Origin of the sequence: Streptomyces sp. NPDC051563, assembly GCF_044454225.1 — a bacterium.
Classification (GTDB): Bacteria; Actinomycetota; Actinomycetes; order Streptomycetales; family Streptomycetaceae; genus Streptomyces.
In genome coordinates this window covers 22,065-37,364 of the sequence record NZ_JBITDL010000011.1, presented here as the reverse complement: position 1 = coordinate 37,364, position 15,300 = coordinate 22,065, and the positions used below count along the sequence as shown (strand labels likewise).

The 15,300-nt window shown below is 71.2% G+C and carries 13 protein-coding genes and 1 tRNA gene; 12 read left to right on the top strand and 2 right to left on the bottom strand.

The window, feature by feature from the left end; genetic code table 11:
• Positions 1–164: 164 nt before the first annotated feature.
• From ACIA8F_RS14915 to ACIA8F_RS14875, 9 genes are all read left to right on the top strand, one after another.
• Complete coding sequence (locus tag ACIA8F_RS14915; protein ID WP_399378851.1) at positions 165–1,523, top strand: ABC transporter substrate-binding protein; 1,359 nt, start codon at positions 165–167, stop codon at positions 1,521–1,523.
• A gap of 1 nt (position 1,524) precedes the next feature.
• Positions 1,525–2,526 carry a carbohydrate ABC transporter permease gene (locus ACIA8F_RS14910; RefSeq protein WP_399378849.1) on the top strand — a complete coding sequence of 334 codons (1,002 nt, stop codon included), beginning with the start codon at positions 1,525–1,527 and terminating at the stop codon, positions 2,524–2,526.
• A gap of 13 nt (positions 2,527–2,539) precedes the next feature.
• The gene (locus tag ACIA8F_RS14905; RefSeq protein ID WP_399378847.1) at positions 2,540–3,430 is read left to right on the top strand and encodes a carbohydrate ABC transporter permease; all 891 of its coding nucleotides are present in this window, start codon (positions 2,540–2,542) and stop codon (positions 3,428–3,430) included.
• A 136-nt stretch (positions 3,431–3,566) separates the two neighbouring features.
• On the top strand, positions 3,567–6,503 hold the full coding sequence (locus ACIA8F_RS14900; protein WP_399378845.1) for a CBM35 domain-containing protein: 2,937 nt from the start codon (positions 3,567–3,569) through the stop codon (positions 6,501–6,503).
• 132 nt (positions 6,504–6,635) lie between these two features.
• Positions 6,636–8,297, top strand: a complete 1,662-nt coding sequence (locus tag ACIA8F_RS14895; protein ID WP_399378843.1) for a glycoside hydrolase family 13 protein — start codon at positions 6,636–6,638, stop codon at positions 8,295–8,297.
• Between the two features lie 240 nt (positions 8,298–8,537).
• Positions 8,538–8,837 carry a hypothetical protein gene (locus tag ACIA8F_RS14890; protein ID WP_399378842.1) on the top strand — a complete coding sequence of 100 codons (300 nt, stop codon included), beginning with the start codon at positions 8,538–8,540 and terminating at the stop codon, positions 8,835–8,837.
• Positions 8,838–8,892: 55 nt separating this feature from the next.
• Positions 8,893–9,477: a TetR/AcrR family transcriptional regulator gene (locus ACIA8F_RS14885; RefSeq protein ID WP_399378841.1), complete on the top strand. Its 585-nt coding sequence runs from the start codon at positions 8,893–8,895 to the stop codon at positions 9,475–9,477.
• 112 nt (positions 9,478–9,589) lie between these two features.
• Positions 9,590–10,969 (top strand): MFS transporter, encoded by a 1,380-nt coding sequence (locus ACIA8F_RS14880; protein ID WP_399378840.1) that lies wholly within the window; start codon positions 9,590–9,592, stop codon positions 10,967–10,969.
• A 55-nt stretch (positions 10,970–11,024) separates the two neighbouring features.
• Positions 11,025–11,789, top strand: a complete 765-nt coding sequence (locus tag ACIA8F_RS14875; RefSeq protein ID WP_399378838.1) for an SDR family NAD(P)-dependent oxidoreductase — start codon at positions 11,025–11,027, stop codon at positions 11,787–11,789.
• A 73-nt stretch (positions 11,790–11,862) separates the two neighbouring features.
• Here the strand turns inward: ACIA8F_RS14875 and ACIA8F_RS14870 are convergent.
• Positions 11,863–11,936, bottom strand: a tRNA-Met gene (locus ACIA8F_RS14870).
• Between the two features lie 360 nt (positions 11,937–12,296).
• Between ACIA8F_RS14870 and ACIA8F_RS14865 the strand changes: the two genes are divergently transcribed.
• The 3 genes from ACIA8F_RS14865 (at position 12,297) to ACIA8F_RS14855 (ending at position 14,820) form a co-directional block, all read left to right on the top strand.
• Entirely contained in the window at positions 12,297–12,500 is a 204-nt protein-coding gene (locus tag ACIA8F_RS14865; RefSeq protein WP_053678014.1) for a cold-shock protein, read from the top strand.
• A 353-nt stretch (positions 12,501–12,853) separates the two neighbouring features.
• A complete protein-coding gene (locus ACIA8F_RS14860; RefSeq protein WP_399378836.1) occupies positions 12,854–14,434 on the top strand; it encodes a DEAD/DEAH box helicase in 1,581 nt (526 codons plus the stop codon).
• A gap of 71 nt (positions 14,435–14,505) precedes the next feature.
• A complete protein-coding gene (locus tag ACIA8F_RS14855) occupies positions 14,506–14,820 on the top strand; it encodes an SCO5918 family protein (RefSeq protein WP_399378835.1) in 315 nt (104 codons plus the stop codon).
• 146 nt (positions 14,821–14,966) lie between these two features.
• Here the strand turns inward: ACIA8F_RS14855 and ACIA8F_RS14850 are convergent, their stop codons facing one another.
• Positions 14,967–15,293, bottom strand: a complete 327-nt coding sequence (locus tag ACIA8F_RS14850; protein WP_399378833.1) for a hypothetical protein — start codon at positions 15,291–15,293, stop codon at positions 14,967–14,969.
• Positions 15,294–15,300: the final 7 nt, after the last annotated feature.

Here is a 15,300-nt window from a genome sequence, read left to right as displayed (position 1 = left end):
CTTTTCTTGTCCGATGCCGAAGCCGTGGTGACGGCCGACCGTCACTTTCCGTCACCTAGCTGAATTTGGGTGCGTAATGTCTTGCGTAACATTATTGACTTCTTGCGTTCACGGCTTCTACTGTCGCGCCATCGAAGCCCGACCCGCTCGGAAGGCCTGTTCGCATGGATGGCATCACCAGACGTCGCGCCCTGTTCACCTCCACCGCCCTCGTGGCGAGCCTCGGACTCACCGCCTGCGGCGGCTCACCGGCCCCGGCCGGCGACAAGGCCGGCGGGGTGGTGACGATCACGGTCAACGGCATGCCGGCCACGACGCAGGCCGCCGACCGCAAGGACTTCGAGGAGCTGGTCAAGCAGTTCGAGGCGGCGCACCCGAAGATCAAGATCGATGCCCGCGAGGGCCAGATGGACCCGAAGACCTTCGCGGCCAAACTCGCCGGGGGCCAGCTCGAAGACGTCTACTACGTCTACTTCACGGACCCGGCCGGGCTCATCCGGCGCAAGCAGGGCGCCGACATCACCCCGTACCTGGCCGATGTCCCGTACCTCTCCGACATACGCCCCGAGCTCCAGAAGGTGTTCAAGGACAAGGCGGGCAAGACGTACGGCCTGCCCACCGGCAACTACTCCATGGGCCTCGTCTACAACCGCGAGCTCTTCCGCAAGGCCGGACTCGACCCCGACAAGCCCCCGACCACCTGGGAAGAGGTCCGGGCCGCCGCGAAGAAGATCAGCGAGCTCGGCGAGGACACCGTGGGCTACGCCGACTACAGCAAGAACAACCAGGGCGGCTGGCACCTGACGTCATGGCTGTACTCCATGGGCGGCGAGGTGGCCACCGAACAGAACGGCACGTGGAAGGCCGCGTTCGACAGCGACGCCGGCCGCAAGGCGCTCCAGACCCTGCACGACATGCGCTGGACGGACCGGAGCATGGGCACCCGCCAGCTCCTGGAGATCGGCGACGTCCAGAAGATGATGGGCTCCGGCAAGCTCGGCATGTACATGGCCGGACCCGACAACATCCCCACCATCGTCAAGCAGTTCGAGCGCAAGTACGAGGAGTTCGGCCTCGCGGCCCTCCCCGGCACGGCCACCCTCGGCGGCGGCGACGGGTTCATGTTCAACCCCAAGGCCACGCCCGAGAAGATCAAGGCCGGCCTCCAGTGGGTCCAGTGGAAGTACCTCAACCCCGACCGGGAGGAGGAGAACGTCACCAAGTTCTCCGGCCTCGGCGTCCCGATCGGCCTGCCCCAGCCCAACCTCTTCGCGGGCGCGGCCCAGCAGAAGATCCAGGCCGTGCACACCGCACACGCCAACGTTCCGCAGGAGAACTACAAGCCGTTCGTCGACCGCAGCCCCCAGGTCGAGGTCAAGGTCGAGCCGCCGAACGCGCAGCAGATCTACACCGTCCTGGACGGCGTCATGCAGTCCGTCCTGACCAAGGAGGACGCGGACATGGCCAAGCTGCTCAAGGACGCCGCCGCCCGCACCGACACCATCCTCGCCACGGTGAAGTGACATGTCCGTACTCCCCACCCCCGCGGCCCCGGTCCCGCGCACCCGGCCCCCGCGGCGCGCGCGCCGCCTCCGGGACCTCCGGCGGACCGGAGCCACCGGCGAGAACCCCGCCACCGGCCGGGTCCCCGCAGCCGGCCGGGCCCGCCGGCTGCGGGAGAACCTGGTCGCCTACCTCTTCCTCTCCGCCGCGCTGATCTGCTTCGCCCTCTTCGCCTGGTACCCGATCGTGCGCGGCGTCCTGCTGGGCTTCCAGCAGGTGACCTTCGCGCAGCCCGCCGAGTGGGTCGGCCTGGACAACTTCCGCCGCCTCCTCGCCGATCCGCTCTTCGCCACCGCCTGGCGCAACACCGGCTACTTCACGCTCCTGGCGCTCGTCTTCGGCTTCGCCGCCCCGTTCGTCACGGCCGTCGTGCTGGGCGAACTCCGGCGCGGACAGTCGTACCTGAGGCTCACCGTCTACCTCCCGGTGATGCTCCCGCCCATCGTCACCATGCTGCTCTGGCGATGGTTCTACGATCCGGGCCCCGGCCTCTTCAACAACGTACTCGGCATCCTGCACCTGCCCGCCCAGCAGTGGCTGGAGTCGGAGCACCTCGCGATGATCTCCCTGGTCCTCGTCTCCACCTGGGCCAACATGGGCACCACCACCCTCATCTACCTGGCGGCGCTCGGCGGCATCCCCGGCGAGCTCTACGAGGCGGCCGAGCTCGACGGCGCCTCCATCCGCCAACGCCTGTGGCACGTCACGATCCCGCAGGTCAGATTCATCCTCCTGATCACCCTGCTGCTCCAGGTCATCGGCACGATGCAGGTGTTCGTCGAACCCTTCGTCCTCACCGGCGGCGGCCCCGACGACGCAACCGTCACCATCCTGCTGCTGCTCTACCGCTACGCCTTCGTCTACAACGACTTCGGCCTGGCCAGTGCCATGAGCACCCTGCTCTTCGTCGTCCTGGGTCTCTTCGCCGGCCTCTACCTGCGGCTGACCCGGACCAAGGACTGAAAGGAGGACCGCCATGGCCGCCCCCGAACCCCGCTCCCGCACGCTCATCGCGCCCGCCGAACTGACCCGGCCCGTCGGCCGGTTCCTGCACCGCTTCGTCCTGGGCGCGACCCTGACCGGCTTCACCCTGGCCTTCGTCTTCCCCCTCTACTGGATGACCACCGGCGCCCTCAAGACCTCCGCGGAGCTGGCGCAGCCCCATCCGACCGTGCTCCCGAGCAGCTGGCACCCCGAGAGCTACACCGAGGCCTGGACGAACACGGGGCTCGCCGGCTACTTCCTCAACACGGTCCTGCTCGCCTTCGGAGCCCTGCTCTTCCAGCTGGTCATCGACGTCTCCGCCGCGTACGCCCTGTCCAAGCTCCGCCCGGTGCTGGGCAACGCCGTCCTCGCGATGATGCTGGCCACCCTGATGCTGCCGGTCTCCGCACTGCTCGTCCCCGCGTACCTCACCGTCGTGGACGTTCCCCTCGTCCACGTGAACCTGATCAACACGCCGTTCGCCATCTGGCTGCCGGCCGCGGCGAACGCCTTCAACGTCTTCATCCTCAAGCGGTTCTTCGACCAGATCCCCACGGAACTGCTCGACGCCGCCCGGATCGACGGCGCGGGCACGGTACGGATCCTCGTCTCGGTGATCCTCCCGCTGTCCCGTCCGGTGCTGGCCGTGGTGTCCATCTTCGCCGTCGTCGGCGTCTGGAAGGACTTCCTCTGGCCGATGCTGGTCCTGCCGGACGAGACCAAGCAGCCGGTCACCGTCGCCCTGAACCGCCTCGCGGAGTTCATGCCGGCCAACCAGCTCCTTGCCGGAATGGTCATGGCGAGCGTCCCGCTGCTGGTCCTCTTCCTCCTCTTCCAGCGGCACATCATCTCCGGCCTCACGGCGGGAAGCCTCAAGGGCTGACCACGCCCAGCCCCTCCACCGCTTTTTCCTCCCCCCCCCGACACCGCCGCAGCGACGGACCGCCGCGGCGGCCCCCACCGTGCCCTCCCGCACCCCTCCCGCGGGCAGGGCGCGCCTTCAGAAAGGACACGACGCCGTGTCTTCTTCCCGAGGAACCCGCACCAGAGCCGCACGCCTCATCTCCCCGCTCCTCCTCACCGCCCTGGCCACCACCGGCCTCACCGGCACCCTCGCCACCGGCTCGTACGCCGCCTCCGTCACCCTGGAGGCGGAGTCGGCCGTGCTGTCGGGCGGTGCCCGCGCCGAGTCGGAGCATTCCGGTTACACGGGCACCGGCTACGTCGGCGGGCTGACGGACGCCAACAAGGGCTCCGCTTCGGTCTCCTTCGCGGTGCAGTCGGCCGCGGCCGGTACGGGTTCGGTCGCGATCCGGTACGCGAACGGCACGGGCTCGGCGCAGACCCTGAGCCTCTACGCGAACGGGGTCAAGGTCCGCCAGGTGTCCCTCCCGGCCACCGCGAACTGGGACACCTGGGCCACCCGCCAGGAGCCCGTCCCGCTGGCCGCCGGTGCGAACACCATCGCGCTGACCTTCACCACCGCCGACTCCGGCAACGTGAACCTCGACCAGCTCACCCCGGCCGACGCCGGCCCCACCACACCCTCGACCGGTCTGGAGGCGGAGTCGGCCGTGCTGTCGGGCGGTGCCCGCGCCGAGTCGGAGCATTCCGGTTACACCGGCACCGGCTACGTCGGCGGGCTGACGGACGCCAACAAGGGGTCCGCTTCGGTCTCCTTCGCGGTGCAGTCGGCCGCGGCCGGTACGGGTTCGGTCGCGATCCGGTACGCGAACGGCACGGGCTCGGCGCAGACCCTGAGCCTCTACGCGAACGGGGTCAAGGTCCGTCAGGTGTCCCTCCCGGCCACCGCGAACTGGGACACCTGGGCCGTCCGCGAGGAGCCGCTGCCGCTGGTGAACGGCGCGAACACGGTCACCCTGACCTTCACCACCGCGGACTCCGGCAACGTGAACCTCGACGGCATCACCCCCACCAGCCCGACGACCACCCCCACCGACCCGCCGCCCGCCTCCCTCAGCCACCAGGCCGAGACCGCCTTCGCCTCGGGCGGCCCGGCGCCCGCCTCCGCCGTGGCCGGGTACAGCGGAACCGGTTACCTCACCGGCTTCACCGCCACCGGCGCCCGCGCGGTGTTCTCCGTCTCCGCGCCCACCGCCGCCACCCGGCAGCTGTCCGTGCGCTACCGCACCCCCGGTGCGAACGCCGCGACCATCACCCTGACGGCCAACGGCGTCCCCGTCCGCCGGCTCACCCTCCCCGCCACCTCGGGAGCCTGGGCCGCAGTCACCACCGACGCACCCCTGCGGGCCCAGCTCAACACCCTCACCCTGCGCACGGAGACCGGGGACAACGGCGACCTCCAGCTCGACGGCATCGAGGTCACCGGCTCCGCACCGAACGCCGCCCGCGGCGCGAGCCTCCCCTACACCGTCTACGAGGCCGAGGCCGGCGCGACCAACGCCTCCGTCACGGGCCCGGACCGCACCTACAAGACCCTGGCCTCCGAGGCATCGGGCCGGCGGGCCGTCGTACTCGACCAGACGGGGGAGTACGTCCAGTTCACCCTGGCCAAGGCCGCCAACGCCGTGACCGTGCGCTACTCGATCCCGGACAACGCGGCCGGTACGGGGAACAACGCCACGCTCAGCCTCTACGCCAACGGCGCCCACTCCAAGGACCTCGCCCTCACCTCCAAGTACAGCTGGGTCTACGGGGCCTACCCCTACGGCAACGACCCCTCCCAGGGCGACGCCCACCGCTTCTTCGACGAGACCCGCACCCTCACCGGAGAGTTCCCCGCCGGCACCGTGCTGAAGTTCCAGAAGGACGCCGGGGACACCGCCGCCTCCTACGCCATCGACCTCGTCGAGACCGAGACCGCCCCGACGGCAGCCGCCATGCCCGCCACCGGGTTCGTGTCCGCCACCACCCTCGGCGTCACCGCGAACGACGGCAGCGACGACACCGCCGCCCTCAACAGCGCCCTGACCACCGCCACCGCCCAGGGCAAGGGCCTGTGGCTCCCGGCCGGCACGTACGAGGTCTCGGGATCCGTCAACCTCGCCGGAGCCGTCCTGCGCGGCGCGGGTGAATGGCACACCACCCTGCGCGGCCGGAACGGCAAGGGCGGCCTGTTCGGGCGCGGCGGCACCAGCACCGTGCAGGACCTGGCGATCACCGGCGAGTCCGACCACCGCGACGACGCCAACAGCGACGCCGCCGTCGAGGGGGACTTCGGCTCCGGCTCCACCCTGCAGAACCTCTGGATCCAGCACAGCAAGGTCGGCCTGTGGATCGACGCGCCGACCCGCGGCCTGCTCGCCACCGGCCTGCGCATCCGCGACACGTACGCGGACGGGGTCAACCTGCACAAGGGCACCGCGGGCAGCGAGGTCTCCCAGAGCAGCATCCGCAACACCGGCGACGACGCCCTCGCGATGTGGTCGGAGGCCCAGGCGGTCACCGACTGCGTGCTCCGCTTCAACACCGTCCAGCTCCCGCTGCTCGCGAACGGGGCCGCGATCTACGGCGGCAGCGGAAACCGGATCGAGGACAACCTGGTCTCCGACACCGTCACCGGCGCCGCCGGAATCGCGGTCAGCACCCGCTTCGGCATCCCGTTCAGCGGACCGGCGACCGTCCAGCGCAACACCATCGACCGGGCCGGCGGCTACGAGCCCAACTGGGCGAGCAAGCTCGGCGCCCTGTGGGTGTACGCGGACACCTCCGAGATCACCACCCCGGTGCTCCTCCAGGACAACGACATCCTGGACAGCACCTACAGCGGACTGCTCGTCTCCTGGCAGAAGAACGTCGGGAACCTGACCGTGAAGAACACCAGGATCGCCAAGGCCGGCGGCTACGGCATCGAGATCAACGCGGCCGGCGCGGGCACCTTCAGCGGGGTCACGGTCACCGACGCGGCCTCGGGCGGACTGAGCCTCGCCGGCGGGTTCACCGTCAACCGCGGAGCCGGCAACTCGGGCTGGTAGCCCCCCTCCCCGCAGGCCCTTCCTCCCCGGAACCCGGGGCCCGGTCACCCCTGCACCCCGCCCGACCGGGCCCCGCACCCCGGCGAGCCCCACCAGGCACGCCCCCCCGCACCCACCGCACCAGGAGACCCCGTGACCCAGCCCGTCCCGCACCCCGCAGCCTCCCCCTGGTGGCGGCACGCCGCGATCTACCAGATCTACATCCGCAGCTTCGCCGACGGGAACGGCGACGGCACCGGCGACATCGCCGGAGTCCGCGCGCGACTGCCCTACCTGCGGGACCTGGGCGTGGACGCACTCTGGTTCAACCCCTGGTACGTCTCGCCCATGGCCGACGCCGGCTACGACGTGGCCGACTACCGGGACATCGACCCCCTCTTCGGCACCCTCGCCGAGGCCGAGGAGCTCATCGCCGAGGCCCACGGCCACGGGCTGCGGGTCATCGTGGACCTCGTCCCCAACCACTGCTCCGACCGGCACCCCTGGTTCGTCCGGGCCCTCGCCGCCGGACCCGGATCCCCCGAGCGGGAGCGCTTCTGGTTCCTGCCCGGGCGCGGCGCGCAGGGCGAACTGCCGCCCAACGACTGGCACTCCTACTTCGGAGGCCCCGCCTGGACCCGGATCACCGAGGCCGACGGCACCCAAGGCCCCTGGTACCTGCACATGTTCGCCCCCGAACAGCCCGACCTGAACTGGGAACACCCCGACGTGGCGGCCGAGTTCGAGGACGTGCTGCGGTTCTGGCTCGACCGCGGGGTCGACGGCTTCCGCATCGACGTGGCGCACGGGCTCGCCAAGAAGCCCGGTCTCCCCGACGTCGGCGAGAACCCCGACCCCACGGACCTGCCCTACCAGGACGTCGACGCCGTCCATGCCGTCTACCGCGACTGGCGCAGGATCCTCGACACCTATCCGGGCGACCGCGTGTTCATCGGCGAGGTCTGGCTCCCGGAAGCCGAGCAGTTCGCCCGCTACCTGCGCCACGACGAACTGCACTCCGCCTTCAACTTCGACTACCTCTGCTGCCCCTGGGACTCCGGAGCGCTGCGGAAGGTCGTCGACGCCACCCTCGCCTCGCACGAACCGGTCGGCGCCCCGCCCACCTGGGTGCTCTCCAACCACGACACCATCCGCCACGTCACCCGCTACGGCCGCGCCGACACCTCCTTCGACATGGGGGACAAGCGGCTCCTGGACCCCAGCGACGCCGGGCTCGGCCGCCGCCGGGGCCGCGCCGCGGCCCTGGTCTCGCTGGCCCTGCCGGGCGGCGTCTACATCTACCAGGGCGACGAACTCGGCCTGCCCGAGGTCCAGGACCTGCCCGACGAGGTCCTCCAGGACCCGACCTTCGTCCGTTCGGGCGGCACGGACCGGGGCCGCGACGGCTGCCGCGTCCCCCTGCCGTGGGAGCCCGCCGGACCCTCCCTCGGCTTCTGCGCCCCGGCCGAAGGGGCCACACCCTGGCTGCCCCAGCCCGAGGGGTGGGCAGCCCTCAGCGCCGCGGCGCAGCAGGAGGACCCGTACTCGGTCCTCACCCTCTACCGCGAGGCCCTCGCCCTGCGCGGCGCCGAGCTGGCCCGGCTGCCCGAGACGCTGGAGTGGGTGGACGCGGGGCCCGACACCCTGTGCTTCGACCGCCCCGCCGGCTTCCGCTGCCTGACCGCCTTCGCCGCCCCGGTCCCGCTTCCCGCGGGCGCCCGGGTCCTGCTCGGCAGCGGCCCGCTCGGCACCGGCGCGGACGGCGGGCCCGTACTGCCCCGGGACACCACGGTCTGGCTGCGCATGTCCGGGTGAGCCGACGGGCCCCGTGGCGCGGGCCATCCGCATCGTGAGATGTGGTGTCACATGTCGGCGACGGCGTGCCAGACTCTTCCGCATGCGCCAGCAGAAGATTAGCGCCGGCGTGCCGGCCCGGAGCTGAACTGAGACCACCCCAGCAGCCCACCGCCCGCACGCAGACCTCTCGCATCCGCGAGGGGTCTTCTTGTTTTCCGGGACCACGCACCTCCGCCCCAGGACAGGAGCCCACCTCTCATGACCCGCAGCGATGTTCTCCCCGCCGTCGACGACGCCGTGCGCACCGGCGAGACCGCCTGCCACACGCTGATCCTCACCGTCCGGGACGGCGGCCATGCGCTCACCCGCATCTCGGCGATGCTGAACAACCTGTCCGTCAGGACGCTGTCCTTCCGGGCCGCCGACGGCAGCGGCCTCGCCGTGTGCGAGGTCGTGGTGCCCGTCACCGACTCGCCCCGGGCCCAGGCCAAGCTGCGGCGCTGCGTCGAGGTGGTCGACCTGAGCGCCCACCCGGCGGGGGAGACCCGGACCATCTGAAGCGAAGCCCGCGGATTACTTGACTGACCGTTCCAGTATCCGTAAGGTTGTGGATGTGGCCAGGACCAAGGAATTCGATCCCGACGCCGCGCTGCAGTCGGCTCTGGAGCTGTTCTGGCGGCGCGGCTACGAGGCGACGTCGATGGCGGACCTCGTCGAGGCGCTCGGCATCGGGCGAGCCAGCATGTACGCCACCTTCGGGAACAAGCGCGAGCTCTACCTGAAGGCGCTGGACCGCTACAACGAGCACCGCGACCCCAGCCTGCTGCGCGAGCTGTCCCAGCCGGGGCCCGCGCTGCCGGCCGTGCGCACGGTGGTACGCCGCTTCGCCGCCGAGTCGAGCGGTGGCGATATGCGGCGGATCGGCTGCTTCGTGACCAACGCGGCCGCGGAGCTCGGCGCGCACGACCCGGCGGCGGCCCGCAAGGTCGAAGCGAGCTGGACCCACATCGAGACCCTGCTGCACTCGGCGCTGACCCGGGCCCAGGCCCAGGGCGAACTGCCCGCGGACCGCGATCCGCGCACGCTCGCCGCCATGCTGCTGGTGCTGATGCAGGGCATGCGCGTCGTGGGCAAGGCCTCGCAGGACCCGGCCCGGGTGCGGAACGCGGCCGAACAGGCCCTGAGCCTGCTCGACTGACCGATGGGACCTCCCTCCGGGGAGGTTCTTTTTAGAGCTTCATTCTGGAATGTACGGTCCAGTACACACAGATGCACATCGCATGCGCATCGCATCATCCTGAGGGGGAGTAATGACCGTCACGCAGACCGAACACAGCACGCAGACGCTCACCGCGTCCGGAGCCGAGCCCGGCCGCCCGGCCGCCGGCCCGGCCTTCGCACTGCTCGGCACCGTGCAGATGACACTGATCTTCGCGCTCACCTCGCTCATCGTGCCGCTGCCCGCCATCGGCCGCGCATTCACCCTGGGCCGCGATGACTTGCTGCTCCTCAGTGCCGCCTACGGGCTGAGCTTCGCGGGCCTGCTGCTCTTCGGCGGCCGCCTCACCGACCGGTTCGGCGGCCGCCGGGTGCTCACCGCCGGACTGCTCCTCTTCGCCGTGGCCTCCCTCGCCGCACCGTTCGCCCAGGGGGCCGGGGTCCTGCTCACCGCCCGCTTCGCCCAGGGGGTGGGCGCCGCACTCACCGCGCCGGCCGCCATGGCCGTCCTGCGGGCGGTCTTCCCGGAACCCGCCGCGTTCGGAAGGGCGATGGCCACCTGGGGCGGGCTGTCCGTGCTCGGTGCGACCGCGGGCAACCTGCTCTCCGGAGTCATCTCCGCCCTGAGCAGCTGGCGCTTCTCCTTCGCCGTCCCGGTCGTCGTGGCCGTCGCGGCCCTGCTCCTCGCCCCCCGGCTGCTGCCCGCCACTCCGGCGGGGGAGGGCCGCTCCCTGGACCTGCCGGGCGCCCTGCTGGCCACCGCCGGGATCAGCCTCGCCAGCTACGGGTTCGTCCTCACCGACGTCCGGTCCTGGGGATCGACGGGCGTCCTCGTCACCCTGGCAGCCGCGGCCGCGCTCCTGCTGGCCTTCCCGCTCGTCGAACGCCGGGTCCGCGACCCCCTGCTCCCGCTCGGATTCCTCCGCGACCGGCGCCGGGCCCTCGCCCTGGCTGCCATCGGCCTCACCGCCGCAGGCACGGCCGTGACCTTAGTACTCCTCTCGCTGCACCTCCAGCAGGAGCTGGGCTGGTCGGCGCTGCGGACCTCGGCGGCGTTCCTGCCCTTCGCGGTGGCCCTGCTGGTGGCGGGCCGGATCTCCGGTCCCCTCGTCGGCCGGTTCGGGGCGCCCCGCGTCACCACCGCCGGTCTCGTCCTCGCCGCGGCCGGACTCGCACTCCTCGCGCTCACCGGCCTGGCCGCGGAGATCCCGTACGCCTACGGCCTCCTCCCCGGCCTGCTCCTGCTGCCCATCGGAGCGGCGGCCGCCTTCGCCGGGGCCGCGGTCCTCGCCACCGACGGGGTGGCCCCCCACCAGGCGGGACTCGCCGGCGGGGTCATGAACACCGCCATGGAGCTCGGCCCGACGGTCGTCTTCGCCGCGGTCCTCTCCCTGGGCTCCGACACGGTCTCGCTCGCGGCCACGGCGGTCGCCTTCGCCGCAGCCGCCTTCCTCAACACCCGCATCAAGTAGCCGACAGCACTCACATCACCCAGCCGATAGACGACCAAGTAGGGAAATCGCCATCATGTCTGCACGTTTCACCGGCAAGAGCGTCCTCGTCACCGGAGCCGGTTCCGGCATCGGGCGGGCCATCGCCCTCGCCTTCGCCGCCGAAGGGGCCGCGGTGGTCGTGGCCGGCCGCACGGCGGCGCCGCTCGACGAGACCGTCGAGCTGATCGAGAAGGAGGGCGGCAAGGCCGTCGCGGTGACCGCGGACGTGACCCGCTCCGAGGACGTACGGGCCATGGTGCGCCGCGGCGTCGAGGAGTTCGGCGGTCTCGACGTCGCCGTGAACAACGCGGGCGTCTTCCGGGGCGGCGGCCCCGTCGCGGACCTCCGGGAAGAGGACTGGCGCAGCATGCTGGACATCAACGTGACGGGGGTCCTGCTCAGCCTCCAGGCCGAGGTGGCCGTCATGCGCGACCAGCCCGCCGGCGGGGCGATCGTCAACATCTCCTCGAACCTCGGCGCGCACGCCCGCATTCCGGGAGCCGCCGGCTACCTCGCCACCAAGGCGGCCGTGTCCGCCCTGACGAGGGCCGCCGCCCTGGACCACATCGCCGAGGGGGTCCGCATCAACGCGGTGAGCCCCGGCGCGACCGCCACCACGATGTCCCTGCAGCCGGGGGAGGGAGACGCCGAGCGCGCGGCCAGGATGAAGGACGAATCGCCGCTGGGCCGGGTGTCGTCCACCGCCGAGATCGCGGCGGCCGTGCTCTACCTGGCCTCGCCGGACGCGGGCTCCGTGGTCGGGACCGACCTGGTGATCGACGGCGGCGCATCGGCCTGACACGCCCGGGCCCAACCCCGGAAACGGCTCCGGCCCCCTTGACGCCTGGGCGTCAAGGGGGCCGGACCTTTCGTAGCGGGGACAGGATTTGAACCTGCGACCTCTGGGTTATGAGCCCAGCGAGCTACCGAGCTGCTCCACCCCGCGTCGTTGTGGACATCACTGTACGGGATCCGGGGCCCGCCTCCGACCACCCCGGAAAATCCGGGCCCGACGGGACGGAAAAACGAACACGGCCGAGTGAGGATTTCCGTATGGCCGGAACGAGGATTTCCGTTCGGATGGAAGGGGTGGATTTTGTTTTCACGCCGCCCCGACCTCGGCGTGCTACTGTGGTTTGAGTTGCAGTTGTGGTTCCCAAAATTTCGAGCACCTCTACCCACTCCTCTTCGGAGGAGCAGAGACGAGTGTTCTTGTCTTTCCGGCGTTTTCCGGGCTGGGCAATCATCGGCGACTTGAGTTCCGCACAGTGCGGAACTCTGGGCTGTGCCCCGAAGGAGTAAAAAAATGGCTAATGGCACCGTGAAGTGGTTCAACGCGGAAAAGGGCTTCGGCTTCATCGAGCAGGAGGGCGGCGGTCCTGACGTGTTCGCCCACTACTCGAACATCGCCTCGCAGGGCTTCCGTGAGCTTCAGGAAGGCCAGAAGGTCAGCTTTGACATCGCGCAGGGCCAGAAGGGCCCGACCGCCGAGAACATCGTCACCGCCTGACGTTCACGCGTAACCGCGTAGCTGGGGCCCGCACCTTGGGGTGCGGGCCCCAGCTCGTTGCGTTTTGGGATCTGCGGGCCGTCTCGGCCCGCGTGCGCGGCGCGGCGGGGAAACCCGTCCCAGCGCCCCACCGTTCGGCCGATGGATGCACTCCTCGGCTCCCCACCCGCATGCGGCGCATATTTCGCCGGCACATAGGGTGATAATCCTTTCATGGCCGGTTGAATCGATCGAAGTTCGATTCGACTCCGTCATATCTTTTTATGCTCCGGCTCATTCTTGTGAATCCTCGCGCGGCCAGATGTACGCCGCCGAGAACTCCTCGATGTGCGCCGTATCGAGGAAGGTTCTGCATGAACCGCACGACCCGCATGAATGACCGGTCTTCGTCCTCCCGTTCGGGTGGATCCAGCAGCTCCTACGGCTCCTACGGTGGCTCGTACGGCGGCTCCTCCGGCTCGGCGAGCCGTTCCGGCAGCCGGTTCGGCTCCTCCGCGCCCAGCCGCTCCGGCGGTCCCAAGCGCTCGGGTGGCGGCGGCTACGGGCGCCGTCCCGCCGCACCGCAGGGCGAGTTCGCCCTGCCGGTCACCGTGGTCCCCGCGCTGCCGGCCGTCGAGGCCTTCGCCGACCTGGCGATGCCGTCCCCGCTGCTCGCCACGCTCACCCGTGAGGGCATGACCACCCCGTTCCCGATCCAGGCCGCCACGCTGCCCAACGGTCTCGCGGGCCGGGACGTCCTGGGACGCGGCCGCACCGGCTCCGGCAAGACCCTGGCCTTCGGCCTGGCGCTGCTGGCGCGTACCGCCGGGCAGCAGGCCGAGCCGGGTCAGCCGCTCGCCCTGGTCCTCGTCCCCACCCGTGAGCTCGCCCAGCAGGTGACCGCCGCCCTCACCCCCTACGCCCGCGCGGTGAAGCTGCGGATCGCCACCGTCGTCGGCGGCATGCCGATCCACCGGCAGGCCGGTGCGCTGCGCGCCGGAGCCGAAGTGGTCGTCGCCACGCCCGGCCGCCTCAAGGACCTCATCCAGCGGGGTGACTGCCGGCTGAACCAGGTCGCCATCACCGTCCTCGACGAGGCCGACCAGATGGCCGACATGGGCTTCATGCCGCAGGTCACCGCGCTGCTGGACCAGGTGCGTCCCGAGGGCCAGCGGATGCTGTTCTCCGCCACCCTGGACCGCAACGTCGACCTGCTGGTGCGCCGCTACCTGACCGACCCCGTCGTGCACTCCGTCGACCCCTCGCAGGGTGCGGTGACCACGATGGAACACCACGTCCTGCACGTGCAGAACTTCGACAAGCAGGCCGCCACGACCGAGATCGCGGCCCGTGAGGGCCGCGTGATCATGTTCCTGGACACCAAGCACGGCGTGGACCGCCTCACCGAGCACCTGCTGAGCAACGGGGTGCGCGCCGCGGCGCTGCACGGCGGGAAGTCGCAGCCGCAGCGCACCCGTACCCTCACCCAGTTCAAGAGCGGGCACGTGAGCGTCCTCGTCGCCACGAACGTCGCGGCCCGCGGCATCCACGTCGACAACCTCGACCTCGTGGTCAACGTGGACCCGCCGACCGACCCCAAGGACTACCTCCACCGCGGCGGCCGCACCGCCCGCGCCGGCGAGTCCGGCAGCGTCGTCACCCTGGTGCTGCCCAACCAGCGCCGGGACATGGTCCGTCTGATGCAGGCCGCGGGCATCACGCCCCAGACCGCGCAGGTGCGCTCCGGCGAGGCCGAACTGAGCCGGATCACCGGCGCCCAGGCGCCGTCCGGCGTCCCGGTCGTCATCACCGCCCCCGTCACCGAGCGGCCCAGGGGCGCATCCGGCGGCGCCTCGCGCGGCCGTCGCAGCCGGCCCGCACAGGACCGGCGCAGCAGGACCTCCGCCACTGCCCGGGGGCCGCAGCGCCAGTCCCCGGCCACCACGGCGGCCTAGGCCGCCCAGGCGACCCCGCCCGGATCCTGCCGGACCGGGCACGGACGGTTCTCTTCTATCTGTGAGGCAGCATGCGCTTCGTCATCGCCCGCTTTCCGTTCGACCTGACCAAGGCCGGCGTCCTCGAGTCGATGAAGGGCGTCAAGCCCGAACCGATCACCGGTGACTCCGTGGTCATAGGCCGTCGTGCCTACCCCGTGAAGCAGGTGGGTGCCGTCATTACCCGCCAGGACCGCCGCGACTTCACCGCCGCCGAGGTCATCAGGGCCCTGACGGCACTGGGCTTCACCTGCCGTCCGCTCGAAACGGTGCCGGCGCCCGCCGCCGAGGGCCTGACCGCCGTCCAGAAGGCGTCGGCCATGCTCGGCACCCCCTCGGGCGTGTAGCGCAGCCGCGGGTACGACGCGTTCGGAGCCCGGGGTTCCGGTCGGCCACAGCCGACCGGGGCCCCGGGCTTTCGCGTGCCGTCCGGAAGCACGCTCCGGAGCGTGCTCCGGGACCGCGCGCCGGTCGGGCCCGGTTCACGCCCATTTCACGCCCGGGTCCAGCGCGGGGCCGCCGCCGCGGAGGACGGCGGGGGTTCGGCTCCGTCCAGGCGCAGGCTGCGGAGCGTGGCGTCCGTCTCGCGCTGGAAGTGCGCGTAGGTGATGAGCCGGTCCCACAGCGGATCGGGGCGGCCCGGGACGGTGGCCCCGCGCGCCTCCCATTCGCGGGCGAGCTGATCGAAGACGACCGCGCCGCCCGAGGGGGCGGGGCTGCCCGACTGCTGCCGGGGAATGCCCCGTGCCATCGCGGCGGGGGCGCGCTCGGGTGCCCGGTGCCGGGCCGGGGACGGGGAGACGGCGTGTGGAGTGCCCATGCCCGCC

Bases quoted from the DNA above. Each gene is read 5' to 3' on its own strand.
- ACIA8F_RS14915 (WP_399378851.1), top strand. From the start codon at position 165: ATGGATGGCATCACCAGACGTCGCGCCCTGTTCACCTCCACCGCCCTC.
- ACIA8F_RS14910 (WP_399378849.1), top strand. From the start codon at position 1,525: ATGTCCGTACTCCCCACCCCCGCGGCCCCGGTCCCGCGCACCCGGCCC.
- ACIA8F_RS14905 (WP_399378847.1), top strand. From the start codon at position 2,540: ATGGCCGCCCCCGAACCCCGCTCCCGCACGCTCATCGCGCCCGCCGAA.
- ACIA8F_RS14890 (WP_399378842.1), top strand. From the start codon at position 8,538: ATGACCCGCAGCGATGTTCTCCCCGCCGTCGACGACGCCGTGCGCACC.
- ACIA8F_RS14880 (WP_399378840.1), top strand. From the start codon at position 9,590: ATGACCGTCACGCAGACCGAACACAGCACGCAGACGCTCACCGCGTCC.
- ACIA8F_RS14875 (WP_399378838.1), top strand. From the start codon at position 11,025: ATGTCTGCACGTTTCACCGGCAAGAGCGTCCTCGTCACCGGAGCCGGT.
- ACIA8F_RS14865 (WP_053678014.1), top strand. From the start codon at position 12,297: ATGGCTAATGGCACCGTGAAGTGGTTCAACGCGGAAAAGGGCTTCGGC.
- ACIA8F_RS14860 (WP_399378836.1), top strand. From the start codon at position 12,854: ATGAACCGCACGACCCGCATGAATGACCGGTCTTCGTCCTCCCGTTCG.
- ACIA8F_RS14855 (WP_399378835.1), top strand. From the start codon at position 14,506: ATGCGCTTCGTCATCGCCCGCTTTCCGTTCGACCTGACCAAGGCCGGC.
- ACIA8F_RS14850 (WP_399378833.1), bottom strand. From the start codon at position 15,293: ATGGGCACTCCACACGCCGTCTCCCCGTCCCCGGCCCGGCACCGGGCA.